Origin of the sequence: Arcobacter acticola (assembly GCF_013177675.1) — a bacterium.
GTDB classification, from domain to species: domain Bacteria; phylum Campylobacterota; class Campylobacteria; order Campylobacterales; family Arcobacteraceae; genus Aliarcobacter; species Aliarcobacter acticola.
Genome location: NZ_CP042652.1, coordinates 1,412,621 through 1,437,486 on the forward strand (window position 1 = coordinate 1,412,621; position 24,866 = coordinate 1,437,486).

The following is a 24,866-nucleotide window of genomic DNA, read 5'->3' on the forward strand; positions in this document are numbered from 1 at the left end:
TATAATCCCAATGATTATATAAAAAAAAAGGTTAAAATATGTTTTATAAATTAATAATCTCTTCTATGCTTCTTTTAAGTGTTTGTTTTGCATCTAATGATATAAAAAATTTAGATACTTTTAAAGCTAGTTTTACACAAAAAATAGTTTCAACTTCTGATAATATTATTGAATATAAAGGTGATGTATTTATTAAAAAAAGTGGTAAAATTTTATGGCAATACAAAACTCCTGTTGTAAAAAATGTTTATATTAATGATAGCTTTGCGGTTGTTGATGAACCTGAGTTAGAACAAGCAATTTTTACAGAACTTGATAGTGAAATAAATATTATTAAACTTTTAAATACTTCAAAAAAAATTGATGATAATACTTACAATACAAATATTGATGATGTTGATTATTTAATTAAAACGTCAAAATCAAATGATAAAATCGAGTTTATAAACTATAAAGATAAATTAGAAAATAAAGTTGAAATTAAATTTTCAAATGTAATTCAAAACGGTGAAATCTCAGATGATATTTTCAAATTCACTATTCCTGAACACTACGATATTATAAGAAAATAGATTTTAAGAATTAATGGCTATAATTCCATCTAGGTAAACCAGACAATAGCTTGAGTAAAATCAAGAGGAAAGTCCGGGCTGCTGTGAAGTATGGTTCCATTTAAATGATGGCTAGGGTAACCTAAGGGATAGTGCAACAGAGAATAGACAGCCGATTTATCGGTGATGGTGAAACGGTGGGGTAAGAGCCTACCAGACTTTTGAGTAATCTTAAGTGCTTTGTAAACCCAACCTGCAGCAAGAAGACTAGGTAATTACTTCACAACATATTGGTCTTCGCAAGACTACTAAAGTAATTTAGTAGCTAGATAAATTATTGTCTTAAAAACAGAACGCGGCTTATTGGGCTACCTATAAAAAAAGGAAGTATTTATACTTCCTTTTTTTTATTCTATATTGATAATTTTATTGACTAAAATCACTTATCTCTCTTATAAAATGTTCATGCTCCTACCTACCGTAAAGTTTTTTAGAATTTATCAAAAAAAATGTATATTAAATAACACATAAGGTATATAAAAATCTACAATATTTAACCCTGATTATGCAATAGAAAAAGTGCATAGTTGATTATTTTAACATTTGAATTATAATTTTATAGTCTTGTTTTTGTTAATTTTTATTTAAAATTATCAGGTATATTTGAACGGCATTTGAGATTGTTTTACATTTTCAAACAAACCATCCATCCAAGCTCTTCTTTTTTGTGGTAATGATATTTTTAGAGTCTTTTTATTGGAATGTTCTGTTATCCAAGATCCTAATGCGAAGCAATAGGAACGTAGAGTTGAAAGCATCATATTTGAATTAACAACTTGATGTTTAAATAGTGCCATAATATTGTATGCCATCATAATAAATCTAAAAGAAGCCTCTGTTGCATAAAAGTCTTTTAAACAGAAGTTATCTGCTCCGAAATCATACTTTAACTCTTTGATTCTATTTTCACAATCTGCTCTTGTATTATAAATATTATATATTTGATCTACTGGTAGCTCTATATTTGTTACAAAGGCACTATATCTATATATTGGTTCATCAAATAGAAGTTTACCTCCTGATTTTGGATATTGTGATGTAAGTTTACGAACTATTATATATCTTCTTTCAATTCCATTTTCTGGTTTGAATTTTAATGATGCTACTTCAAGTCCATTTGTAATTTTAATCCATTGGGTAATATTTCCAATTGTATACTTTATATTCTCATAGAATTTAACAGCAACAATATAATTTAAATTTCTATTTTCAAAGTATTCTAAAAATTTCTGAGAATAAAATCCACTATCTGCTCTTACTAGGCCTACTTTATGATCTTTTAAACAAATATCGAATGTTTCATCTAAAAAGTTTGAGTAGTTATTTAGGTCACTTGTATTGCCTGAACGCATCCATGCATTTGCAACCATTTTTGTTTGTGATATAAAAGCTATAAGTGGATGATGAGAGTTTCTACCCATCTTTTTAGGATTGTAACCTTTTTTTGCTCCCTCTTGCTCTCCATATCTTGTTATTACTGTACTATCTAAATCTATAGTTAATGCACCCACATTAATTTGATTAAAAAATTTTTGTTGTAACATTGGAAATACTTCATTATTTTTCCCCATATCAAATTTGTGAAAAAATCTACTATAAGTTGATTGACTAGGAAGCTTTTTTATATTAAATATATTTTGTAAGGTTGTATCATATCTAATCCAATCAGCATGAATATATCTACTCGCTCCTGTAAATATTGCTAACCAAAAACCTTGAATAATATCTATTGGATTATACCCAGCATTTGATCCAGGTTGTGGAAGATTTACTTCATATAAACTTTTAATTACATCAGTTTTATCTATAAAATCTTTAAGTAACTTCATACCACCAAATGGAGTTATTTTTTTATCTGAATACTCTATTTTTAGTTCACCCATTTGGTGTTCCTTTGAAATGTTTTATAAAGTTATATTCTATGGTACTTTTGGTTAGGTCTTTATTTTGCTATTGCATAATTCGGGTTTAAATTTCAATACTTCTAATACTTACAAATTTACCATTTCCACTCTCATTAAAATACCCTAAAGGATTACAAATACAATGAACATCATGTTCTATGTATTCTAGTTCTTCATGGGTATGTCCAAATATCCAATATTTCATATTTCCATTTTTTAAATACTTTTCACCTTCAAAGCAGAAAAATACATTTGTTGGATTATTTTGGTAATTTATATTTATATGTTCATTTTTAGCTGAGGGATTAATATGAGTAATCATTACATCACACTCTTTATAAATACCTTCAATTTTTGGTCTTTCAATTTCGTAAATATCATCAAAGTTATTAACACCATAAATAAACTCAGCATCATTCATAATATTTTTCCACATTACATTAGTTGATTTTCTAGTAAAGCTTTGTGATGGATATTGTCTTGCAAAATATCCATCATTATACCAACCATCACATCCGCCAAATTTAACACCATCTATTTCAACTATAAATCCATCTAAGCAATACATTCCAGATTCACTATTGATTAGTTCTCTCATATTATTAACCCTTTCAAAAGAGTCTTTAAATAAAGATTTATTCTCTTTACCTAAAAGATAATAATCATGGTTTCCTAAAACACAAATGATATTTTTATAGTATTGTTTTAAAATCTTTAATATTTTTATATTTTGAGTATTGTTATGACCAATGTCTCCTGCAATTACTAAAACATCACCACAGTTTTTAAAATCAATAATTTGACTATAAAATTTAATTACATCGTCGTTCTTATATTTTCCATAAAAGTAATTATCAAAGTGAACATCGCTTAATATATCTATTTTCATTTTTTTATTCCTTTTTTAATCTATAACTTTTGAATATTTATTTTATTTATTTTTTTAAATTTTCTGTATTTAAATTATGAATAAAGTTTATCTAGTAATACTTTATGGATATATTTCTCAATTTATAATCTATACCATTCGTAAGATTTTGGATTTTTTACTAAAGTATTTATGCCTTCATCATTTGATCTTTTATAAAACTGTGTAATTGATTGTATTTTTTTGTATAGATCATCAACTTTGTATGTGATATTATTTTCTAAATAGTTATTTATGAAGTCATTTTCACTAATATGATTATTTGATAACACAAAATAAATATCAAATAAATCTCTATATTTTTTTCTATTCCAAAAAGCCATAGTTTTCATATAAATTATAGTATCAAGTGCTGCAATCTTTAATTTTGAGTTTTTATAGTTGGTATATTTATCTTTTTCCCAAACTGAAATCTCAAACAGATTAAAAGGAGGTGTAAAAAACTCAACTTTTACTCCATCAAGCATAAACTGCATATAACTAATTTCTATATCTTCTCCATCATTAGTCACATAATCTTCCATTGTTACATCATGTTCTAATTTTTTGGCACCATAACTCTTCATAAAAGCTTCGATTTCTTCACAAGGTAATTCAAGTGATGCAAAATCTAAATCTTCTGATAATCTATGGTTTATAATATGACTTAATGCCGTTCCACCTACAAATCTAAAATCATATTTTAGAAAGAAATCATCATTCATTATTAATTCTAGAGTATTTTTTGTTTTTTTAAGCACTATTGTTTCCTTATAAGATATTTAACATGTTGATTAAAAGATTTTAATAGATTTATATCTTTTTGTTTAACTATATATGGTTTTATTCTTTCTATACCAAAATATTTAATAAGTAACATTAATCTTTTTTTATCCCAAGCAGAAAGAATAATATTTATAAAATTAGGAATTTCATATATATGACCATTTTCAACACTATAAAATAATTCTTCACCAAACAGTTCTTTATCTAAGATTATTTGTTTTTGTTCTATTTTAATTATGGGGTTTAAATATGAACTTTTAATTGTATTTTCATTGTTAGCATTTTTATTACTTGAACTTCTCTCTTTTTGCTCATTAAACTCAAATCCATCTAAAAACTCTAAAAACAGTTCTTCTTTTTTTAGTTTTATTAAAATTTGAATAAAATTTTCAAATGAAATTTTTCCTTTTTGCTCAAAGTTTTTATATGTGGCATATTTAATCTCAATAAAGTTTGAAAACTCTTCTTGTGTCAAATGTAGGGCAATACGCTCTGCACGTATCTTTTTACTTGCAAGCTTGGAAATTTTGAGTATACTATTTGAAATCATAAAGTAAAACCTTAAATATTTATTTTAATTGATGTTATTATAACAATTAAATACTAAATAATCTCTTGTATACTAATTAAATGATATTATTTAATCAATTACAATTATTTATTAAGTTTTATTATTCTTTGAAACTCTAAATAGTTATTGAATTATAGAAGAATTCTTTAAGTTATAAAGCTATTAAAACTTTTACTCTAAAGTTCTAATATCATAAGTTCGTTCTTTAGTTCATAAAAATAAATATTTTCTAAATCAAAATATTATATAGATACTATCTTATAGTGTTTGTAAAGAAATATTTTAGTTCATTTCTTAGTTCGTAAGATTGTTTATTTTAGAAAAATAAGCTATACTTTTATTAAATAAAAAAGGATTAGAAATGGACTTTACTCCAATTATCCCTACAGAGCTTTCATCTGGAAATATAATACAAGAACTTTTGGTTTTATCAGAAGAAGTTGTTGTAAAAAGTGCAATGCTTGAAGCAAATTACAATCCTATTGTAATAAGTGCCATTAGAGATATGTTAAGAAATGTTAATAGCTATTATTCTAATCAAATTGAAGCTGAAGGTACTCATCCTATTGATACTGAAAAAGCAATGAGAAAAGAGTATTCACTTGATGATAAAGAAAGAAAATTGCAAATGCTTTCAGTGGCTCATGTAAAAACACAAGAATCATTAGAAAAATCAATTACACAAGGAACTAATCCACTATCAAAAAATTTTATAAAAGATATTCATAAAATATTTTATTCTCAAGAATCAATGGATAATTTTTTAACTGTATCAAATGAAACAAGAACTGTAAATATGATTCCAGGTGAATTAAGAAATGATAATGTAAAAGTTGCAAATCATATTGCACCTTCATATGATGAAGTTGAACATTTGATGAATCAATTTGAATCACTATATAAACTATATCCATATATGACAATTAGTCAAAAACTTATTTATGTATTATCCTCACACCATAGACTTGTGTGGATACATCCTTTTTTAGATGGAAATGGTAGAGTTTCAAGACTTTTTCTAGATGCTTTTTTACATTCTATTGGAATTAGAGGTTATGGTTTGTGGAATATATCAAGGGGATTATCAAGAGATGTAAAAAATTATAAAGCTAATTTAAATTATGCAGATATGATAAGACAAGGAAACCAAGATGGAAGAGGGTACCTATCAAATAGAGGATTAGAACAATTTGTAAGATTTATGCTCAAAACTGCACTTGATCAAATAGAATATATGAGTACTTGCCTAAAACTTCATAGCTTATCTGAAAGAATAGAAAAATATTGCTACCGTGCAAATGCTTCTTTTTTAAGAATTAATCCTTTGCCTCAAGGAAGTGATAAACTATTTAAAGCTTTGCTTCTTAAAGGTGAAGTTCAAAGAGGTGAAGAAGTTCAAGAGATAATAGGTATGAAAAAAACATATAGCTCAAAACTTGTATCAGAATTACTTGATAGATATTATTTAGTATCAGATGGACCTAGAAAAGCATTAAGAATCAATTTTAATGCACATTTTGCATCACAACTGTTTCCTGAGTTGATGCCTCCTGAAAAGAGTTAGAATTTAATTAATAGGTTGAAAATTTTATTTTCTATTTGTATGTTATAGATTAGATAACTAAGATAACTGGATAAGTCCAGTTTTAGGGCTTTTAATAATACAAAATCTTAAATCATTACTTGGATAACTAGACTAAATATTTTATAATACCCTCATTTTTACCGTGTTAAAAACCGTGTTATATTTTTATTTTATATTCTTAAAGTACTATATTATAGGACTTTAAAATACTAGTATGCAAGGCTTATTGGTTTATCTACTAATAAAATTCTAAATTTTTAAAAAATCTCAATAACAAAAATCATCCACCCACTCAAAAATAGGATTACTTAAATCAATTGCATTTAGATTTGTTTCTTCATTTTTAAAATAAACCAAGGCTTTTACTATTTGTTTATTTTCAAGTTCTACTTTTATAAACTCTTTTAGATATAAATCAGGATAAGCTTCTAAATCATCTAATCTATTTAGTATTATTTTTGAATTTGTTTTAAAAACTTCTCCTTTTATTTGATGATTTTTTTCACTTTTTATTAAAAAAGGATATCCATTTCCAATACATGGATACATTTGATATTTCTCACATGTAATTGCTGATGATACAAATATTGCATCATCTAAAAAGTATGAGTTTGAAAATCCTCTTTTTAATGTTCCATAAGTAAAGATATATGTCTCTTTCATTTTAAACTCCTTCCATATTTTCTTGAGTAAATATTTTCATACTAGGAAACTCTAAAGCACATAGTCTTGGACTTGGTAATTTACTTTCATCTTTTTCATGATAACATCCCAAATCAATTGCAGCGCTATATTCATTTAGTACAGGTGTTGAAAAAATTGTATGCCCAAAAACATTGAATATCTCTTTATTATTTGAGTTTTTATATCTACTATAAAGTAAATGATTTTCAAACTCTTCAATATCATCTTTATCTTTACTATCTCTTTTATCCCATACTTTTCCAACAGCTGAGTGAGAAACAACCAAATATCTATTATCAGCTGTTTTATAGTCTTTATATTCAAGATATAAAGGAAGAGTTTTCATAAAATCATATTGTTTATAATACTCATCTTTACAAGTGTATGATTTTAAAGTTTGCTCACCTCCACAATTAAAAAGCCAATGTTTTGAATTTGATAAATCTTCATTCTCTTTTGAAGGAGCAAATTCTAGAAACATCTCTTCGTGATTACCTAATACGCAATCATAATTGTTATCCATAATGAATTTAACAACTTCACAAGAACTAGGTCCTCTATCAATTAAATCTCCCACAAAAACTATTTTAGAGTTCTCTTTATTTGGAAATTGATTTATTAAAGCTTTTAGACTTTTGAAGCAACCATGGACATCACTTATTATATATATTTGATTTTGCACTGTAAAACCTTTGTAAATTTTTTGATTGTTTTTATAATTTTAATTTACTTAATAAAACAGAAAAATAATAGCAAAAATTTTGTTGAAAATATAGAGTAGGACTTTCTATGAATTTAAGTCAATAAAATATCTCTTATTTAAAAGTATTTATTATACTTAAAGTCCCTTTTTATAGTATTTAAGACTAAAAAATTTTGTATTAATAAGATATTTATATCAATGAAAAAATCTCTTTAATTAGTTAAAAAGAACTTAAAATTTCAAACAAATTAATTTTGAGCTGCCCCTAATTTTATCAAAATAAGAGTCATTTATAAATCTAAACTTAAAATGAGATGATTAAATAACTTATTCACATCATTTATAATATGATTATAATAAACTATTGTTCAAAAATAAAAATTTATTTTAAACTAGGAAAAAATATGGCAAAAGTAATAATATTCAGCGGTGCAGGTATTAGTGCCGAATCAGGAATCTCAACTTTTAGAGATAGTGATGGTCTTTGGGAAAATCATAAAATAGAAGATGTTTGCATGAAAGGTTGTTTAGATACAAATAGAGATATGACTATTAAGTTTTATGACATGTTAAGAACTAAGCTAAAAGATAAAGAACCAAACCATGCTCATAAGATAGTAGCAAAATTAAAAAATAAATATCCAAATGAAATAGCTGTTGTTACTCAAAATGTTGATGATATGTTTGAAAAAGCTGGATGCAAAGATTTACTTCATGTTCATGGATTTCTAAAAGAATTAAGATGTGAAAATTGTAATCATGTTTTATATATCAATTATGAAGAACAATTTGCTAAATATGAAGATTGTCATAAGTGTAATAATAAATTAAGACCAAATATTGTTTTCTTTGGAGATGCTGCTCCTAAATATCAAGAATTTTATAAAGAGTTTGATGATTGTGAAATGTTTATAGTTATTGGAACAAGTGGAGCTGTTGTAAATACTGATATGTTTTTGAACCCTGATATAAAAATATCAATTTTAAATAATCTGGAGCCTAGTTTTTATATAAAGGAAGAAGTTTATACAAAAGCTATATTTAAACCAGCATCAAAAGCTATTGATGAAATAGCCTTTGATATTGAAGAGTTTTTAAAATAAAAGAATTAAATCATAGAGTTCATTTCATCTTCTGTTAAAACAGTAACTTTTAATTCTATGGCTTTATCATATTTGCTTCCAGCATCTTCACCATAGATTACATAATCTGTTTTTTTAGATACTGAAGAGCTGATTTTTGCTCCAAGAAGTTCTAGTTGTTTTTTGATATCTCCACGACTTACGCTCATTGTTCCTGTTAGAACTATGGTTTTACCTTTGAAGTTATTTTCTTCTACTTCTACTTTTACTTCAACTGTTGGAGCTATAATTGCAATTAATTTTTCAACTAATTCTTTATTTACTCTCATAAATTCGCAAAATGATTTTGCCATTTGCTCACCAATTCCATCAAGGGCTATTAGTGAATCATAACCTATATTTACAACATCAAGTCCAAATTCTAAGCAGATTTGTTTTGATGCAACTTCTCCTATGTGTTCTATTCCAAGTGCATTTATGATTCTATGTAAAGACGAGCCTTTTGTATTTTCAATTGCATTTATAAGATTATTTATTTTTTTTTCTTTAAAACCCTCTAGGTTTTCTAGGTCTTCATATTTTAAAGAATATAAATCTAAAATATCATAAATCTTTTTCTCAACTACTAGCGTTTCTACGATTTTATTTCCAAGACCATCTATATTCATACAGTTTTTACTTGCAAAATAAATAATAGAGTTTACTACTCTTGCTGGGCAATCTAGGTTTTGGCATTTTATCATTGTGCCTTCATCTAAAACTTCACTTTGGCATTCAGGACATGAAGTAGGTCGAGAAATAATTGTTTCATCTCCTTTCCTTCGTTCTGTAAATACCTTAGTGATTTTTGGAATAATATCTCCACTTTTTATAATAATAACTTCATCATTTAGTCTTAAATCTAATCTTTCAATTTCATCAAAGTTATGAAGTGTTGCTCGACTTACTGTACTTCCATCTATTAAAGTGGGCTCAACTAAAGCAACAGGAGTTAAAACTCCTGTTCTTCCTACTTGTATAATAATATCTTTTACAATAGTTGTTTTCTCAACTGCTGGGAATTTATAAGCACAAGACCATCTTGGAAATTTTACTGTATATCCTAACTCATCTTGTGTTTCAATGTCATTTACTTTTATAACCATTCCATCAAGCATCATTTCAATATCGTTTCTTGAAGCAATTATTTCATGGTAAAGTTTTTCGATTCCCGCAACATCTTTTGTAACTGTTATTAAAGGAGGTCGAGCGAATCCTAATGAATATATATAATTCATTTTCTCGCTCAGAGTTTTAAAATCAAGTGAATTTTGACCAATTCCCCAAATATTAAAAAATAGTTTTCGCTTAGCTGTAATACTTGGATCTAGTTGTCTTAAACTTCCTGCTGCTGCGTTTCTAGGGTTTGCGAAAAGTTGTTCGTTATTTGCTAATCTATCTTGATTTATTTTTTCAAAATCTTTTTTCTTAATAACAATTTCACCTCGAAGTTCAATTAAAGACTTCTCTTTTATTTGAAGTGGAATAGAGTGAATTGTTTTAACATTGTTTGTAACATCTTCACCAATACTTCCATCACCCCTTGTTATTGCTTGTTTTAATAAACCATTTTCATAAATAAGATTTAAAGAAGCTCCATCAAATTTTGGCTCACAGTAAAACTCTAAATCAGTATTTACTTTTTGTGCTCTTTTTATCCAGTCTTCTAATTCTTGCGTATTAAAAACATCTTCTTGAGACCACATTCTACTTAAGTGAGATGCTTTTTCAAAACCATCAAGTATAAATCCACCAACTCTTTTATTTGGCGAGTTTGGATGGGATAAAGTAGGGTTTTCTTGTTCAAAAGCGAGGCATTCTCTAGCAAGTAAATCATACTCTTCATCACTTGCAAGGGGATTGTCAAATACATAGTATTCTTGGGCCCAAGAGATTAGTTTTTCTATTTTTAAATCATATTCATTTTTAGTCATTATTTCTCATTATTCATTTTTTTCTTTTGAATTATACTTAATAGATTTAGTATAAAAGATAAATAAGTTATAATTCTAATTTAAATTTAAGACAAGAAGAGATTATATGAGTTATTTAGATATTTGTATTATGGGTTGGAATTTAAACGCTTTAATGTTTGTTATTAACTTTTTAATAGCAATAAGAGTTATTTCAACACAAGATAGAAGTAAGCTTCAAGAAGAAAGTTTAGTTTTAAAAGAGTTAAAAGATGAATTGGAAAAATACTATCCTAATAGAACACTAACAACAATGATTACATATGTAGTGCCATTTACAGCATTTTTTAGAATGAATTATAAACTAGTAGAAATGTATTTCTTTTTCCAAAAAAATACAGAAGCTAAGATGTTTGATTATATGGTATATAAATATACTTATGATATTCAAAAGGCTAAGAATAGCCAAGAATAAGACTATAAAAGAAAATTAAATTTTATGAAATGATATTTCTGAATTTGCACAGTTATTTTTACACTACCATATTTATCACACTTTTTATAATCAAATTGAAATAAACATCCAGCCAGTTTTATTTAATTTATTAAAGTTAAGTTCTTTATATATTTTTTCTAAATCTTTATTATCAGGTAAAAGAACTATATATTTTAAACCTATATTTTCTTGAATATTTTTTGCGATTGAAATAACTAATTCTATTAAATATTCTGATGTTTTTACATTGTCCAAATCTTCTAAAACTAAGCCTCTATATTTTTTACTTACAAATAAAAAATCAATTTGTAAAGCTGGAAAATCTTCTATTGAAGTTGAAGAGATAGAAATAAGACCTAAATTTTCATTATCTTTTTTTAATACATAAAGAACTGTTTTTGATTTTTTTACTCTTTTACAAATATCTTCGATAAAAAGTGTTTCTCTATGTTTTTGTTCAAATAAGTCTGAAAGTTCTAAAGATGCTATAATTTTTTTTGAAAGTTGATACTCAGTTGTGATACTATTGTATTTTTTAATTTCTATCAAGTTGATACTATACTATATTATACTTTCTAGAGGTTGCTTTTTTGATTAGTTTATCATTTATTGGAGTATTTACTAATTTATCTCTTTCAGTACTTGAAAGCTTTTTAGGCGGAACAATAGTAATAACTTTATCGTTTTTAATTGATAATGCCATTATAAACCTTTTCTTTTAAATTTTTAATATTATATCACAATGAGGGGTTTTTATCAATATATATTTTTTTTAATTCCTATAAGTAATAGATTACAAGTGTTTCTTTCTTTTCCATTTTTTTAAAGTTCTTTTTTCTATCATGGGACTTAGTGATTTTATAACTTTACCTTTATTAGTAATTCTAAATGACACTTGATACTTCTTAATATAGCCATTTAGGGACGAAATAGGGGACAATTAAGTTATGAATTAGTAGATTTTTTATATTAAAAAATATAAATTAGTTGATTTAATTACTTATTTTACTGTACGTTCTATGAATTAAGATTATATGGTTTACAAATATACTAGTGAAAAAAATAAGGTTAAAAATTAATAATTTCATATTCTTTTTTGTGAATATTCGATAGAGTGTACTATATAAAAACAATTAATGAAAGTCTAATAAAAAGGTCAATGATGGTAAAAAAATTAATATTAATAGGATTACTAAGTACATTAACTTATGCAGATACACCTGAAAATATAATTAGTGTCAGCGGAATTATAACAGATATTAGCCAAGGAAGTAAATATAAAACAATTCGTATTTTATTAGATGATGGTAGTCAAATTAGAGCTAAAGTTTATCGAACATCAAGACTAAATGAAAAAGAACGAGTACTTGGAAGTTGTAGTAACTATAAATATGGAGAATATCAAAGTTGTACATTATCAAAAATCATACATTGAATAATCAGCTTAAAGGTTTTTATAACACACCAGCTTTATTTGAAAATGATTATTATGGTTTCACTCAATTTGAACTAGAAGATATTGATGTTGAGAATTTTGATATAAGTAATATTCAAATACTACAACAACTTCCCCTAGGAAAGAGAGTAGAGTACTTTTTTGATGCTCTTATTACTTACTCTTTAAATTATGAAAGAGTTTTAAAAAATATACAAATTATTCATGATAAACACACTCTTGGTGAATTGGATTTTATTATTTATGATAAAAAAAGAGATAAATATATTCATATAGAAATGCAGTATAAGTTTTATCTTTATGATGAGAGTTTTGAAAATGAAATTGATAGATATATTGGTCCCAATAGAAATGATACTTTAGTTTTAAAACTGCAAAGACTAAAAGAGAAACAGTTTCCTTTACTTTTTAAAGAAGAAACAAAATCTTATATACCAAACATTGATTTAAATAACATAGAGCAAAAGATTCTTTTCAAATGCAATATTTTTCTTCCAAGACATCTAAAAAACAAAAAATTATCTCTTATAAACAATGATTGTGTTAGTGGTTATTATTTAAGTTTTAAAGAATTTATTGCTGATGATTCTTTTAAAAATATCACTTTGTTCGTTCCCCATAGATTTGATTGGTTAAGTGCTCCTTCTTCAAATGAAAACTGGAAAAGTTATAATGAAGTAAAAGATGATATTGAATACTTTATTAATCTAAAGGCTTCGCCTCTTATTTGGTCAAAATATACAAATAATGGTGAAATAGTTATTGAAAGATTTTTTGTTACTTTTTGGTAAAAGAGATTAATTTATCTCTTTTAAAATTTCTTTTATTACCACATATACATTTTCAACAGATTTTATAGAAACTTGCTCTTTTTTTGAGTGAGGAAAGTTAATTGTAGGGCCTATTGATGCTACTTTTATATGTGGATAAATATCTTTAAATATTGCACATTCAAGTCCTGCATGAATAGCTTCTAATGATGCACTTGGATTGATTTTTTTATAAACTTCTAGTACTTTTGATGTAAATTCATTTATATCTGGTTTCCATGCTGGATACTTTCCATTTGTGCTTACTGTGAAATTATGATTTTCTAATATTTCTATTGTTTCATCTTTTAGATTTTTCAAATCATCATTATCCATAGAACGAGCACTTAATTCTATTTTTACACTATCTAAGTCGGTTTTTATTATGGCAATATTAATTGAGCTTTGAACTACATTTAACTCACTATTCATATCTCTTACACCATTTTCAAAATCATAAATAAAATCAATAATATTATCATCAAAGATATTTAAATGCTCACTTTTAGCTTCAATCTTTTCAATAATCATATTTTCATGACTTGCTATTGGAGTTTTAGAACTTGCTATTATTGCTTTTACATTTACAGGAATTGAGTTTATTCTCTCTCCTCCATTTATGTCAAGAAGTTTACCTTCACACTCTTTTATTGTTTGAGCTATTAGTTTTATTCCATTTGGTATATTTTTATCTATATCAACACCACTGTGTCCACCTTGAAGTTTAGAGATTGAAATTTCATATAAATCAAGATTATCTGTATTTGGAATGATTTTTTTATTTGTATTAGATGCAAAAATATCAACACCACCTGCACAACCTATACAAATCTCACCTTCTTCTTCACTATCAAGATTTAGCATATAAGTAGCATTTAGTGGTAGATTAAGATTATTAGCTCCTATAAGTCCTATCTCTTCATCTGAAGTAAATAGAAACTCTCCATCGTAGTTCTCTTGCATTAAAGCAATCATATAAGAACAACCAATTCCATTGTCACTTCCAAGTGTAGAATCAGCAGCACTCAAAATATCACCATTTTCTACAATTTGTGGAACGCAATTATCTTTTAAACAAACTATGTCATAGTGGGATTGGAAAACTACTTTCGCTTTTGAATTCTCTTTTTTACATAAAATATTATTATGTTCATCACTTAGACATATATAATCAAACTGCTTTGATAGCTTTTTCATATGATTTATAAATGGCTCATGAGTTCCTGAACATCTAGGTATTGCTGTTATCTCTTTGAAAATATTTATTATATTATTTTGCATAAAAATCCTTAAAATTAATTATTATATGTTAAGTGGTAATTTTATCTTAAAATTTGCACCATCTTGACTATTTGTTACTGTTATTTCACCTTTGCAATGATCTTTAATAATAATTTTACTCATATAAAGGCCAATTCCAGTACCTTCTTTTGCTTTTTTTGTAGAGAAATATGGATCAAAGATTTTATATATAATATCAGCTGATATTCCTTTTGCATTATCTTCTATATCTATTATTACAAAATCATTTTCTTTATAGGTTTTGATTTCTATTTTTTTATTTATTATCTCATTTTCAACTAATGCATCTTCTGCATTTTTTAATAAAATTAAAATTACTTGTTGGATTTCTGTTGTATAAGTAGTTATATTTTCATTAAATTCATAATTTTTAATTAATTGTATTTCTTTTGAGTCAAAAGATGTTTTTATTATATTTATGGCTTTTTCAATAATATCTTCAAGTTTTGATTCTACTTTTTCTTTATCTGATTTAAAGAAATTTCTAAAATCATCAATTGTAAATGATAAATGTTGAGTATACTCTGTGATTAATTTTAGTTCTTCTTCTAAAATATCTTTTGATATTTCTTTATTTAATATATTCTTCAATAATAAATTATTAGTAGTAGCTGTAATTGCAGTTAATGGTTGTCTCCATTGATGTGCAATCATTGATATCATTTCTCCCATTTGAACAAATCTTGATTGTTGAATTAATTGAGCAGTTTTTTCTTCATTTATTTCAATTTCTTTTTTTATTCTTTCTTCTAAATTACAAGTTAATACTTCTAATTTTTTTTCCATTTCTTTTCTTTTATTTATATCTCTAATTACAGTATGAATTACAAGATTACTATTGATTTCTATTGAGGTTAAAACGACTTCTATCCATAGTTTCTTATGGTCTTTACTTGTATGCATCCACTCAAAACTACAAATTCCATTTTTTAATGCTTCATTTACTTTAATTATCGCTTTTAAGTTTGAACTTAGACCATCAGGCTGAAATCTTGGAGATATTTCGTAAAGATACTTATCAATCAATTCATCTTTTGAATAGTGTAGTATTTTTGTTGCAGCTTCATTACAATCGCTGATTTTCTTATTTTTTAATAATAATACACCATCTGCAGATTTATTATATAATTTTTCAAAAAGCTCTTTTTGTTTAGCAATTTGTCTATTCTTTTTCTCAATTTCATTATTTATAAGTCGTAAGGTTTTATTATGTTTTTTTAAAATAGATTGTCTGTAGGCAAGTATTAGAAGAATAATAAAAACTACCAATGATATTTTCCAAACTATAGAATAATCAAAGGGCATATTTATAGAAAAATTTGTCCACTTATTGAAAATTTCATTGTGTTCATTTTCACTTATTTGCTCAATTGCTCTATTGAAAATATTATAAAGAATGATATTGTCTTTAGAAATAGCAATTTGACTTGTTAATAAGATATCTGTATATCTTGAAATAAAAATATTATTAAAAGCAAATTTTGACATATAATAAGCAACTACAGGCAATGGTTCCATTGCATAATAAACTTTATTGCTATTAACAGCTTCAAAAGTTTCATAATCACTATTTGTTTCAATTATATTAATATTTGGATAATTGTTTTTTAAAGTATCTAGATTTTCAGAATTTGATTTTTTTGCCATAGTTTCATTTAAAACTTCATCTATATCTTGAACAACAGGTTTACCTTTTTGTGTAATAATTGCTAATTTATAACTAAGAAGTGGATTAGTGAAAACTATCTTTTCTGAATTTTTGTTTTCTGAAGTAGTAGGTAAAATATCACATATTTTTTCTTCTAGATATTTTTTTGCAGTTTGATAATCTTGAACTATAATATTTTCAAATTTAACATTGATTTTTTTCCCAAGCAAGTTTAATAAATCTATATTTATACCTTGGGTCTTTTTATTTTCATAAAATTCAATTGGTTTTAGATTTATGATATTACACATTTTTATTATATTATTATTGCTTAGATATTGTTTTTCCTCTTTTGATAGAAAACTTTTATTAGATACTAATTCATTATTTCCAAACCATTTTCTTTTTAAATCTAATAACTCTTTATCTGTGATTGAATCTTGAGCTTTATTTAAAATAGATTTTAAAATAGTTTTATCTTTTGAAACAGCAATACTTATGTAAGAAACCAATCTATCATCATTTACATAGTTTGTTGCAACAACTTCTGATATGTTTTTTGTTGAGATTATATAGTCTAATACATTTTTTTTATCAATAGTTGCATCTGCTTTTCCCAAAGATAATAATTTTAATGCTTCTACAGAATCATTTACAAGAATTTGTTTTATTTGTGGATAATATTTTTCAAGTAATTGTTGGGCAAAAAAACCTTTTGGCATAACGATAGTTTTGCCTTCTAACTTTTCCAAAGAATCAATATCTTCATTACCTTTTTTTACATATATGGCATTTGCAGCAATATGATAAACATTTGTAAACTCAAAAAATTCTTCTCTTTGTTTATTCTTGGAAATATTTATAATGGCATCAATTTTATTGGTTTTTAGCATTTCCATAAAATCATTCCAGCTAGGTCCTGAAATATATTGAACTTTTATTCCTAATTTACTTGCAATTAAATTCATATAATCAATTACAAATCCTTTTGGAGTATCATTTTCATTGAAATTATATGGAGGCCAATAAGCCTCATTGTGTAAACGCAAAGGTTGATTGTTTTGTAAAAAGAGTTCTTCTTCGTTTGTTAAATTTATATTATTGTTTTTTGCATTTAAAAATGATATAAGAAAAATAAAAATAAAAATAAATTTCATTAAATCTGTCTATATTTAAGTGAGTATCCATGAGAATAAATTGTTTCAAACAAATCACATTCAAGTTTTATTTTTAGTCTAGTGATTATATTTCTTATTCTTTTTGTATTTTCTTCATAATCTTCAAATAGATAATATTCTATTTCAGTATAACTTTTTATAATGCTATTTGATTTTATAAATAATTCGAATAGTTTAGTTTCATATTTTGATAATCTAATATGGCAACTATTTTTATATAATTGATTTGTTGTTTTATTCCAAAAGTAGTTAAATTCTAATTTAATTAAATTATCAAATATCTCTTCTAAATCATATTTTTCAATTATATATTCTAAAGTTTGGGATATTTGTTCAAGTGTATAGGGTTTTAAAATATAACCATCTATTCCTGCATTTATAGTTTTTAAAAAATAATCTTTATTATCATGGGCAGATAGAACTATAATAGAAACTTTTTTATTATATTCTCTTATAATCTCAATTAATGATACACCATCAACAAATGGCATTTCAATATCAGTAATAATTAAATTATAAAGATTCTCTGTATTAAAAAGATCTAAAGCTTCTTTTCCATTGGATGCTATATATATGTTATTGAAAAAAGATTCAAGCATTTTTATAGTTTGTTGTTGTACATAAATATTGTCTTCAACATACAAAACATTTAGATTTTTCGTATATTTTATAATATTTTCTAACTTGCCAGACGTCATAATATTCCTAAAACTGAGTTTTCATAAGGGATATGATAGTGATAAAAGATTTAAATATAATTTAAAGTAGAGATTAAATGGAGTAAAATAATGTTTTGAAGAACTAAATAATTAGTTCCTCAAAATTTTTATAAATTTTTATAAGTTTTTATAATGTTTCTTTTAGGTTTCTATTTCTATAAGCTAATAAAATTGTAACGAAAACAATAGTTACAGTATAGTATGCCCACATAGGAATTGGAACAGGGTCTCCTGTTGCATATGAATGCATTCCTGATAAATAGAAGTTTACTCCTAAGTAAGTCATTAAGATTGAAGCAAACCCTAATAATGCAGCACTTGCAAATACATATGGAGTATTAAGAGCTTTAACAAATCTTAGGTGTATAATAATTGCATAAACTACAATTGACACATAAGCCCATGTCTCTTTTGGATCCCATCCCCAGTATCTTCCCCACGACTCATTTGCCCAAACTCCACCAAGAAAGTTTCCAATAGTAATAGCAGTTAATCCTATAATTAATGCAATTTCAGTAATAGCAGTTACATGCTTAATAATTTCATCAACATGTGGTCTATCTTTTCTAAATATAAACATAACTAATGTTAAGAACCCTAATATAGCTCCAAGCCCAAAGAACCCATAAGATGCTGTTAAAATCGAAACGTGAATAGTTAGCCAGTATGATTTAAGAACAGGTACTAAGTTTGTAATTTGTGGATCAACATCTGTTAAGTGAGCTGTAAACATAAAAATACCAGCAATTATAACAGCAGCACTTAATGCAAGTAAAGATTTTCTAAAGAAAATTACCCCTGCAAATACAGCAGACCATGAAATATAAACTAATGTTTCATAAATATTTGACCAAGGTGCATGCCCTGATAAAACCCATCTATAACCCATACCAAATGTATGTAATGAGAATAGAGTTGCAAGAGCTATGAAAAATATAGTTGTGATTTTTTTAGCTTTGAAATCTGGTTTAAAGATTACTATAAATGCAACAATTAACATAATTAAACCAAGTAAAATATATGCAAGTGTTAATTTAAAGAAAATATCTAAATTATTGAAAAATATTTCACCTTCAATTTTTGAATCAGATAACATAACATCTGCTCCAACTTTTTTCTGATACATTGAAATCATAGAGATAAAATTATCTGCATCTTCCCATTTACTTTCTACAATAGAGTTTATTAATCCTCTTGTGATTGTTTCAATTGCAGTTTTATTTTGTCCTGTAAATTCTTGTATAGCATCAAGTGGATTGTACCATTTGCTATTATCTTCTTTAGTTGCTACTTGTGGATAAATATTAAATAATGATCCATTAAATACAGAATACATAATATTTAATCTTTCATCAATTTTAATAATATCTCTTTCGTAAGTACCTCTTTCTATTGGTTTAGTTTGTAAAGCTTTTTCAGCTTCATCAGCTAATAAATAATTACCATCTTTAAAAACTTCTGAAAAAGCTATATATTTTTCATTTACATCAACACCTAAAAACTTTTTTAATTTAGGAGTTTGGATTTTAATCATTTTAACATCTTTCCAAATATCAGGAGTAGATAACATTCCTAAAATTAATTGATCAGATGTCATTCCTAATAATGAAGCTTTACCACTTAATTTTTGAATAATTTCTCTATTTAAAGTAGAAAGTGGTTTCATTCTTCCACCATTACTTTGAACAACAAGTTTTCCAAAATTTTCAGAAGTTTTTAGAGATTCATCTTTTAGTTTATTTAAGTATTCAACGGGTGATTTTACAGTGTTATTAACATTTACATCTTCAGCTTTTAGTGAAGTTGATGCAAAAGCTAATGTTAAAGCAATAGCAATCGAAGCTATGTTTTTTTCTGCAACAAATTTAGTTAATTTTCTAAATCTAGATTTTTTATCAAAGAAATTCATAACAAGTCCTAGAGTTAATAAGAAATATCCTAAATAAGTAGGCCATTTTCCCGGGTCATTATTTACTGATAAAACAGTTCCTGTTTCATCAGGGAAATATGAACTTTGGAAAAATAAGAAATTTCCTTCGCTTAATGTTCTATTCATAAAAATTCTATAATCATAAGAATTACCATTTTCTTCAATAACTGTAACTTCTGATGCATATGAAGAAGGAGACATACTTCCTGGATATCTATCAAGTTGGAAATCATTTAACTTAATAGAGAAAGGTAATTCAACAATTTTTGAACCATAGCTGATTGTTACATCTATATTTCCAAATTTTAATTCTCTTGGAATTGGAGCTTGACCTCTCATCCCTGGTAGTCTTACTTCTTGTTTTTCACCATTTAGACTAACTACTACAGTTGTTAATCCCATTTTTCCACCATTTTGTTGCACATACACATAGTCTTTATAATCAAGTCCTAAAGATTTACCATCAAAATCTATTTTATGTGAAAAATTGTTTACTTGAGGATATAAAGATGTAAATTCTTTTTGATAATCTTGATAATAAACTTTGTCACCATCTTTGATTGTTACTTGTAAATATGGGTCTAAAGAAAGCATTTTATTTTCTGTTGTTCCTTCAGCAATTTGCATAATACCTTCGTATCCAACATATCTTGTAATTGCAGCACCAATTAAAATAACTACAAATGCTGAATGAAATATAAATTTAGGCTTACTTTTCCACATTTTAAATTTAATCATCATTCCAATTAAATTTACTATGGTTAAAGTAAGAATTGTTTCATACCAAATATTATTATAAACTAAAACTCTAGCTGATGATGTACCAAAATCATTTTCTATAAATGTGGCATATCCTGCTCCTATTGCTAATATAGCAAGTAAAATAATTGTTGTCTTAAAATTGAATAAGACATTCGTAATCTTCAAAAAATATCCTTTTATTTTTTTATTTTTCCTAATTATATTAATAAGAAGTTAATCTTACGTTAACAACGTATGAATTTTTCGTCATTATTGTTAATTTAAGATGATATTTTAACTTAAATATCTATAATTACACCATGAATTTAGAAACATTACAAAATAAAAAAAATGATTGTCGAACATGGAAAAATGTTGAGCCTTGGTATACTCAATTGAAAGAGGCTTGTAAAATTGAAAAAAGCAATTTAGATATTGATTATGGTGACTGGTTTAGTGTAGGGAAAAAAGAGGATTTAACACAAGAAGAATATGAGCTCATTATTCAAACTGCAAAAAAACTAATACCTTGGAGAAAAGGACCTTTTAAAGTATTTGACTTAGAAATAGATAGTGAATGGCAAAGTAATATTAAATATAATTTAATAAGACCATTTTTCAATTTAAAAGATAAAGTTGTAGCTGATATTGGATGTAATAATGGTTATTATATGTTTAGAATGCTTGAAGATAAACCAAAAAGATTAGTTGGTTTTGATCCATCACCTTTAACATTACATCAATTTGAGTTTATTAATCATTTTGTAAAATCAGATATTGTTTATGAAATGTTAGGTGTTGAGCACTTAGAGTATTATAATCATAAGTTTGATTTTATCTTTATGTTAGGTGTTTTATATCATAGACCAGATCCTGTTGGAACTTTGAAATCATTAGCTCGTGGATTAAATAGTAAGGGTGAAATTTTAATTGATACTTTTATGATAGATGGAGAAGAAGAGTTATGTTTAACTCCTAATAAAAGATATTCAAAAATCCCAAATATCTATTTTATACCAACAATTCCAGCTTTAAAGAATTGGCTTGAAAGAGCAGGGTTTGAAGATATTGAAGTTTTAGCAACTACAGTTACTACTTCAGAAGAACAAAGAAAAACACTATGGTCTTTTGATCAAAGTTTAGAAGACTTTTTAGCTCCTAATGATAAAACAAAAACAGTAGAAGGTTATCCAGCACCCAAAAGAGTTTATGTAAAAGCTAGAAAAATTTTATAAAAATTTAAATGAATACAATAGAATTAAAATAAATCTATTGTATCCTCATCACTTAAATCACTAAATTTAAAAAATTGACTTCGTCCTTTGTTTTTTGCTTCATAAAGCGCAATATCAGCATTTTTAATACAATCTGTAATTGTAGATTGAGAATTTAAATCATAAACTTCAAATCCTATACAAATAGTTTTTTTAAGTCTTTGCTTAGTTTTTTCATTTACTAAAATACTAATTTCTGCAAAATCTGAAATAATTTTTTTTGCAATTTGCTCTGCTTGCTGATCATTTACATTATTTAAAATAGAGACTAAAAATTCATCTCCATTTAATCTTCCAACCATATCAAACTCATTTATATTTGAGTGAATTATTTTGGCAAGTTCAATTAAAACTTTATCTGCAATATCATAATCAAACTCATCAATAACTGCTTTAAAATGGTCAATACCAACCATTAAAAAATAAATCTCATTTTGTTTATTATTTGAAAGTCTAAGATGAGTTGTAAGATTTTCTATTAAGTAGTTTCTATTGTAAACATTTGTTACAGAGTCTAAAGAAGAAGATTCTATATAGTTTTTCTTTAAAATACACGATTGAATTATTGGTGATATTTGTAAAAATGCAGCTTCAATTGTATTATATTTAGCTTCAATTATTTTAAAATGAACTTTTGAAGTAACACTAAAAGAAACTGTTGCATTTAAGCTTGTATGAGTATTGATTATAAAAAAGTGTGATAAATTATCATCTAAAAAGAACTCTTCACCTTTAACTAAAATTTCTTCTTTATAATTTTTATTTATATCAAATAAAGAAAAATTTAGATTATCAACTTTAAATTCTTTATTTAACCATTCATAAATATCTTCAGCAGCTTGTTTTATATTTGTGGCATACTGTAATTGTTCATGAAGATTAAAAATAGTAACTAAGGATTTAAAGTCATCTTCATTTGTTGCAGATGATTTTATAAGTTCTAAAATTTTGTTTTTCATATTTACATCCTAAAAGAAATCTATTTTGTTTGTATCATCTTCATTAAATAAATATACCTGACTTCTACCTCTATTTTTTGCTTCATATAATGCTATATCAGATTTTTTAATAATTTCTTCAATACTTGTTGCATTATCTGGATATATAGAAATCCCACTACATATAGTTTTCATTAAGGCCTGTTTAGTCTCGTTGTTTACTATAATTTTTTCTTTACTAAAATTGTCAATTAATTTTTCTGAAATTATTATAGCATTACTTTCATTAATGATATTCAATAAAATAACTAAAAACTCATCATTTGATATTTTGACCACAAGATCAGAATCTCTTATGGTTGCTTTTAATGTATTTGCAAGTGATTTTAAAACCTTATCACCAACTTCATAATCAAATTCATCAATAACTGCTTTAAATTGATCTATTCCTACTTTTACAAAAGCGATTTTCTTTTGTTCTCTATTTGAAATACTCAATAAATTGTGAGCATAATTATCCAAATAGCTTCTATTATAAGAACCTGTTAAATGATCAACTAAAGATGTTTCTTTTAATATTTTTTCCATATATTTATTAAATAATGACTGAGAAAAAATTTGTAGTGCCATGTTTATTGTTTTTAGATCATTTTTTATGATTTCAAAATTTTCTATTGTTTCTGATAAAAAGTTAAAAATAATATCAGTAAAAGTATTTTCTTTAAAAGACAAGGTATTTGTAAAATATTTAATATCTCCATTATTATGTGCAAAAATATTTTCAATTAAATCATTTTTTCTAATATCAATAGATAAAAAATTAACATGGTGATGTAATTTTAGATATTCATATATATTTAAACAACTTTTTTCTAAATCTGTTAATTTTAATTTTTCATTTTCGCTTATAATTTTCTCACAAGATAAATTCATTTACAAAACCTTTATTAAATATGTCTTTCCCATTGTTTTAGTGTTTGGATTTCACTTTTTAATGTAGTTTTATCCCCATGTCCTGGGTAAATATGAAAATCTTTTGTCCATTTTAATATTTTATTTATGCTTTGTTTCATTAATTTTGCATCTGAATTTGGAAAATCAAATCTTCCAATAGTTCCTTTAAAAATGAAGTCACCTGTAAAAAGATGTTCATTTATTTGAATTGCTGAACATCCAGGTGTATGACCCGGGAAATGATGGAATTTGATTTTTATTCCTTCAAGTTCAATTTCTTCATCAGGCTTTATTAAAAAATCTGCAGTTGATGGAGGCATTCCAAGTCCATAAGGATCTTTTTCTAACATGAAATTATCATCTTTTGGAGTGTATATTTTTATATTATATTTATCTTTTACTTCTTGATTTGACCATACATGATCAAAATGTCCATGAGTATTTAATATTGCAATTGGATTTGTTACTTTTGATGAAATCCATCTAAGAGCATTTACTCCTGGATCAATGATAATATCTTTATTATCAATTGTTACAATATAACAATTTGTTTGGTAGTCACCCATTGCTTGTACTTTTATATCCATTTTAAACCTTAATACGCTAAAATTAAATGATTATATCAAAAAAGAGGTT

23 protein-coding genes and 1 other RNA gene are annotated in these 24,866 nt (G+C 25.5%); 8 read left to right on the plus strand and 16 right to left on the minus strand.

Translation table 11 applies throughout. The features are described 5' to 3' along the window. The first annotated feature begins 38 nt into the window (after nucleotides 1-38). The gene (lolA, locus tag AACT_RS07220; RefSeq protein WP_172126161.1) at nucleotides 39-572 is read left to right on the plus strand and encodes a LolA-like outer membrane lipoprotein chaperone; all 534 of its coding nucleotides are present in this window, start codon (nucleotides 39-41) and stop codon (nucleotides 570-572) included. Nucleotides 573-602: 30 nt separating this feature from the next. Beyond that, an RNA gene (gene rnpB / locus AACT_RS07225) (RNase P RNA component class A) lies at nucleotides 603-930 on the plus strand. A 274-nt stretch (nucleotides 931-1,204) separates the two neighbouring features. On the opposite strand, the gene AACT_RS07230 is transcribed toward rnpB, so the two are convergent. The 4 genes from AACT_RS07230 to AACT_RS07245 form a co-directional block, all read right to left on the minus strand. After that, nucleotides 1,205-2,494 (minus strand): IS1380 family transposase, encoded by a 1,290-nt coding sequence (locus AACT_RS07230; protein ID WP_172125636.1) that lies wholly within the window; start codon nucleotides 2,492-2,494, stop codon nucleotides 1,205-1,207. An 85-nt stretch (nucleotides 2,495-2,579) separates the two neighbouring features. Further along, entirely contained in the window at nucleotides 2,580-3,404 is an 825-nt protein-coding gene (locus AACT_RS07235; RefSeq protein ID WP_172126162.1) for a metallophosphoesterase family protein, read from the minus strand. A 122-nt stretch (nucleotides 3,405-3,526) separates the two neighbouring features. Next, the gene (locus AACT_RS07240) at nucleotides 3,527-4,183 is read right to left on the minus strand and encodes a nucleotidyl transferase AbiEii/AbiGii toxin family protein (protein WP_172126163.1); all 657 of its coding nucleotides are present in this window, start codon (nucleotides 4,181-4,183) and stop codon (nucleotides 3,527-3,529) included. After that, nucleotides 4,183-4,758: a helix-turn-helix domain-containing protein gene (locus AACT_RS07245; protein ID WP_172126164.1), complete on the minus strand. Its 576-nt coding sequence runs from the start codon at nucleotides 4,756-4,758 to the stop codon at nucleotides 4,183-4,185. Before AACT_RS07245 ends, AACT_RS07240 begins: the two co-directional genes overlap by 1 nt. 382 nt (nucleotides 4,759-5,140) lie before the next feature. Here AACT_RS07245 and AACT_RS07250 point away from each other — a divergent pair, with 382 nt between their 5' ends. Continuing rightward, nucleotides 5,141-6,343: a Fic family protein gene (locus AACT_RS07250; RefSeq protein ID WP_172126165.1), complete on the plus strand. Its 1,203-nt coding sequence runs from the start codon at nucleotides 5,141-5,143 to the stop codon at nucleotides 6,341-6,343. Nucleotides 6,344-6,631: 288 nt separating this feature from the next. Here the strand turns inward: AACT_RS07250 and AACT_RS07255 are convergent, their stop codons facing one another. Both AACT_RS07255 and AACT_RS07260 read right to left on the minus strand, forming a co-directional pair. Further along, the gene (locus AACT_RS07255; RefSeq protein ID WP_172126166.1) at nucleotides 6,632-7,027 is read right to left on the minus strand and encodes a gamma-glutamylcyclotransferase family protein; all 396 of its coding nucleotides are present in this window, start codon (nucleotides 7,025-7,027) and stop codon (nucleotides 6,632-6,634) included. Nucleotide 7,028: 1 nt separating this feature from the next. Next, nucleotides 7,029-7,730 (minus strand): metallophosphoesterase, encoded by a 702-nt coding sequence (locus AACT_RS07260; RefSeq protein WP_172126167.1) that lies wholly within the window; start codon nucleotides 7,728-7,730, stop codon nucleotides 7,029-7,031. A gap of 425 nt (nucleotides 7,731-8,155) precedes the next feature. Here AACT_RS07260 and AACT_RS07265 point away from each other — a divergent pair, with 425 nt between their 5' ends. Next, on the plus strand, nucleotides 8,156-8,854 hold the full coding sequence (locus AACT_RS07265) for an SIR2 family NAD-dependent protein deacylase (RefSeq protein WP_172126168.1): 699 nt from the start codon (nucleotides 8,156-8,158) through the stop codon (nucleotides 8,852-8,854). A gap of 5 nt (nucleotides 8,855-8,859) precedes the next feature. Here the strand turns inward: AACT_RS07265 and ligA are convergent, their stop codons facing one another. Continuing rightward, nucleotides 8,860-10,806 (minus strand): NAD-dependent DNA ligase LigA, encoded by a 1,947-nt coding sequence (gene ligA, locus AACT_RS07270; RefSeq protein ID WP_172126169.1) that lies wholly within the window; start codon nucleotides 10,804-10,806, stop codon nucleotides 8,860-8,862. A 106-nt stretch (nucleotides 10,807-10,912) separates the two neighbouring features. Between ligA and AACT_RS07275 the strand changes: the two genes are divergently transcribed. Further along, on the plus strand, nucleotides 10,913-11,260 hold the full coding sequence (locus tag AACT_RS07275) for a hypothetical protein (RefSeq protein ID WP_172126170.1): 348 nt from the start codon (nucleotides 10,913-10,915) through the stop codon (nucleotides 11,258-11,260). A gap of 90 nt (nucleotides 11,261-11,350) precedes the next feature. Here the strand turns inward: AACT_RS07275 and AACT_RS07280 are convergent, their stop codons facing one another. Both AACT_RS07280 and AACT_RS07285 read right to left on the minus strand, forming a co-directional pair. Further along, nucleotides 11,351-11,830 (minus strand): hypothetical protein, encoded by a 480-nt coding sequence (locus AACT_RS07280; protein WP_172126171.1) that lies wholly within the window; start codon nucleotides 11,828-11,830, stop codon nucleotides 11,351-11,353. A gap of 7 nt (nucleotides 11,831-11,837) precedes the next feature. After that, nucleotides 11,838-11,984 carry a hypothetical protein gene (locus AACT_RS07285; RefSeq protein WP_172126172.1) on the minus strand — a complete coding sequence of 49 codons (147 nt, stop codon included), beginning with the start codon at nucleotides 11,982-11,984 and terminating at the stop codon, nucleotides 11,838-11,840. A gap of 459 nt (nucleotides 11,985-12,443) precedes the next feature. Here AACT_RS07285 and AACT_RS07290 point away from each other — a divergent pair, with 459 nt between their 5' ends. After that, nucleotides 12,444-12,716, plus strand: a complete 273-nt coding sequence (locus AACT_RS07290; RefSeq protein WP_172126173.1) for a hypothetical protein — start codon at nucleotides 12,444-12,446, stop codon at nucleotides 12,714-12,716. Continuing rightward, entirely contained in the window at nucleotides 12,689-13,528 is an 840-nt protein-coding gene (locus AACT_RS07295; protein ID WP_172126174.1) for a DUF1853 family protein, read from the plus strand. Before AACT_RS07290 ends, AACT_RS07295 begins: the two co-directional genes overlap by 28 nt. Before the next feature lie 6 nt (nucleotides 13,529-13,534). On the opposite strand, the gene AACT_RS07300 is transcribed toward AACT_RS07295, so the two are convergent. The 4 genes from AACT_RS07300 to ccsA all read right to left on the minus strand — a co-directional run bounded on the left by AACT_RS07300 (nucleotide 13,535) and on the right by ccsA (nucleotide 21,250). Then, entirely contained in the window at nucleotides 13,535-14,827 is a 1,293-nt protein-coding gene (locus AACT_RS07300; protein ID WP_172126175.1) for a zinc-binding metallopeptidase family protein, read from the minus strand. Nucleotides 14,828-14,848: 21 nt separating this feature from the next. After that, nucleotides 14,849-17,653: a transporter substrate-binding domain-containing protein gene (locus tag AACT_RS07305; protein ID WP_172126176.1), complete on the minus strand. Its 2,805-nt coding sequence runs from the start codon at nucleotides 17,651-17,653 to the stop codon at nucleotides 14,849-14,851. Next, nucleotides 17,653-18,372, minus strand: coding sequence for a response regulator transcription factor (locus AACT_RS07310; protein WP_172126177.1), 720 nt, complete (start codon nucleotides 18,370-18,372; stop codon nucleotides 17,653-17,655). Before AACT_RS07310 ends, AACT_RS07305 begins: the two co-directional genes overlap by 1 nt. Nucleotides 18,373-18,520: 148 nt before the next feature. Further along, nucleotides 18,521-21,250, minus strand: coding sequence for a cytochrome c biogenesis protein CcsA (gene ccsA, locus AACT_RS07315; RefSeq protein WP_172126178.1), 2,730 nt, complete (start codon nucleotides 21,248-21,250; stop codon nucleotides 18,521-18,523). Between the two features lie 134 nt (nucleotides 21,251-21,384). Here ccsA and cmoB point away from each other — a divergent pair, with 134 nt between their 5' ends. Continuing rightward, the gene (cmoB, locus tag AACT_RS07320) at nucleotides 21,385-22,299 is read left to right on the plus strand and encodes a tRNA 5-methoxyuridine(34)/uridine 5-oxyacetic acid(34) synthase CmoB (RefSeq protein WP_172126179.1); all 915 of its coding nucleotides are present in this window, start codon (nucleotides 21,385-21,387) and stop codon (nucleotides 22,297-22,299) included. Between the two features lie 23 nt (nucleotides 22,300-22,322). On the opposite strand, the gene AACT_RS07325 is transcribed toward cmoB, so the two are convergent. The 3 genes from AACT_RS07325 to AACT_RS07335 are packed head-to-tail and all read right to left on the minus strand — an operon-like array spanning nucleotide 22,323 to nucleotide 24,817. Beyond that, entirely contained in the window at nucleotides 22,323-23,297 is a 975-nt protein-coding gene (locus tag AACT_RS07325) for a GGDEF domain-containing protein (RefSeq protein ID WP_172126180.1), read from the minus strand. 9 nt (nucleotides 23,298-23,306) lie between these two features. After that, nucleotides 23,307-24,209 (minus strand): GGDEF domain-containing protein, encoded by a 903-nt coding sequence (locus AACT_RS07330; protein ID WP_172126181.1) that lies wholly within the window; start codon nucleotides 24,207-24,209, stop codon nucleotides 23,307-23,309. A 14-nt stretch (nucleotides 24,210-24,223) separates the two neighbouring features. Beyond that, nucleotides 24,224-24,817 (minus strand): MBL fold metallo-hydrolase, encoded by a 594-nt coding sequence (locus AACT_RS07335; protein WP_172126182.1) that lies wholly within the window; start codon nucleotides 24,815-24,817, stop codon nucleotides 24,224-24,226. Between the last annotated feature and the right edge of the window lie 49 nt (nucleotides 24,818-24,866).

Excerpts from the sequence above, each read along its gene's own strand:
- AACT_RS07300 (WP_172126175.1), bottom strand. The coding sequence starts at position 14,827 with ATGCAAAATAATATAATAAATATTTTCAAAGAGATAACAGCAATACCT.
- cmoB (WP_172126179.1), top strand. The coding sequence starts at position 21,385 with ATGAATTTAGAAACATTACAAAATAAAAAAAATGATTGTCGAACATGG.
- AACT_RS07255 (WP_172126166.1), bottom strand. The coding sequence starts at position 7,027 with ATGAAAGAGACATATATCTTTACTTATGGAACATTAAAAAGAGGATTT.
- AACT_RS07335 (WP_172126182.1), bottom strand. The coding sequence starts at position 24,817 with ATGGATATAAAAGTACAAGCAATGGGTGACTACCAAACAAATTGTTAT.
- AACT_RS07250 (WP_172126165.1), top strand. The coding sequence starts at position 5,141 with ATGGACTTTACTCCAATTATCCCTACAGAGCTTTCATCTGGAAATATA.
- AACT_RS07310 (WP_172126177.1), bottom strand. The coding sequence starts at position 18,372 with ATGACGTCTGGCAAGTTAGAAAATATTATAAAATATACGAAAAATCTA.
- AACT_RS07325 (WP_172126180.1), bottom strand. The coding sequence starts at position 23,297 with ATGAAAAACAAAATTTTAGAACTTATAAAATCATCTGCAACAAATGAA.
- AACT_RS07285 (WP_172126172.1), bottom strand. The coding sequence starts at position 11,984 with ATGGCATTATCAATTAAAAACGATAAAGTTATTACTATTGTTCCGCCT.
- AACT_RS07235 (WP_172126162.1), bottom strand. The coding sequence starts at position 3,404 with ATGAAAATAGATATATTAAGCGATGTTCACTTTGATAATTACTTTTAT.
- AACT_RS07330 (WP_172126181.1), bottom strand. The coding sequence starts at position 24,209 with ATGAATTTATCTTGTGAGAAAATTATAAGCGAAAATGAAAAATTAAAA.
- AACT_RS07305 (WP_172126176.1), bottom strand. The coding sequence starts at position 17,653 with ATGAAATTTATTTTTATTTTTATTTTTCTTATATCATTTTTAAATGCA.
- lolA (WP_172126161.1), top strand. The coding sequence starts at position 39 with ATGTTTTATAAATTAATAATCTCTTCTATGCTTCTTTTAAGTGTTTGT.
- AACT_RS07290 (WP_172126173.1), top strand. The coding sequence starts at position 12,444 with ATGGTAAAAAAATTAATATTAATAGGATTACTAAGTACATTAACTTAT.
- AACT_RS07265 (WP_172126168.1), top strand. The coding sequence starts at position 8,156 with ATGGCAAAAGTAATAATATTCAGCGGTGCAGGTATTAGTGCCGAATCA.
- AACT_RS07245 (WP_172126164.1), bottom strand. The coding sequence starts at position 4,758 with ATGATTTCAAATAGTATACTCAAAATTTCCAAGCTTGCAAGTAAAAAG.
- AACT_RS07230 (WP_172125636.1), bottom strand. The coding sequence starts at position 2,494 with ATGGGTGAACTAAAAATAGAGTATTCAGATAAAAAAATAACTCCATTT.
- ligA (WP_172126169.1), bottom strand. The coding sequence starts at position 10,806 with ATGACTAAAAATGAATATGATTTAAAAATAGAAAAACTAATCTCTTGG.
- AACT_RS07275 (WP_172126170.1), top strand. The coding sequence starts at position 10,913 with ATGAGTTATTTAGATATTTGTATTATGGGTTGGAATTTAAACGCTTTA.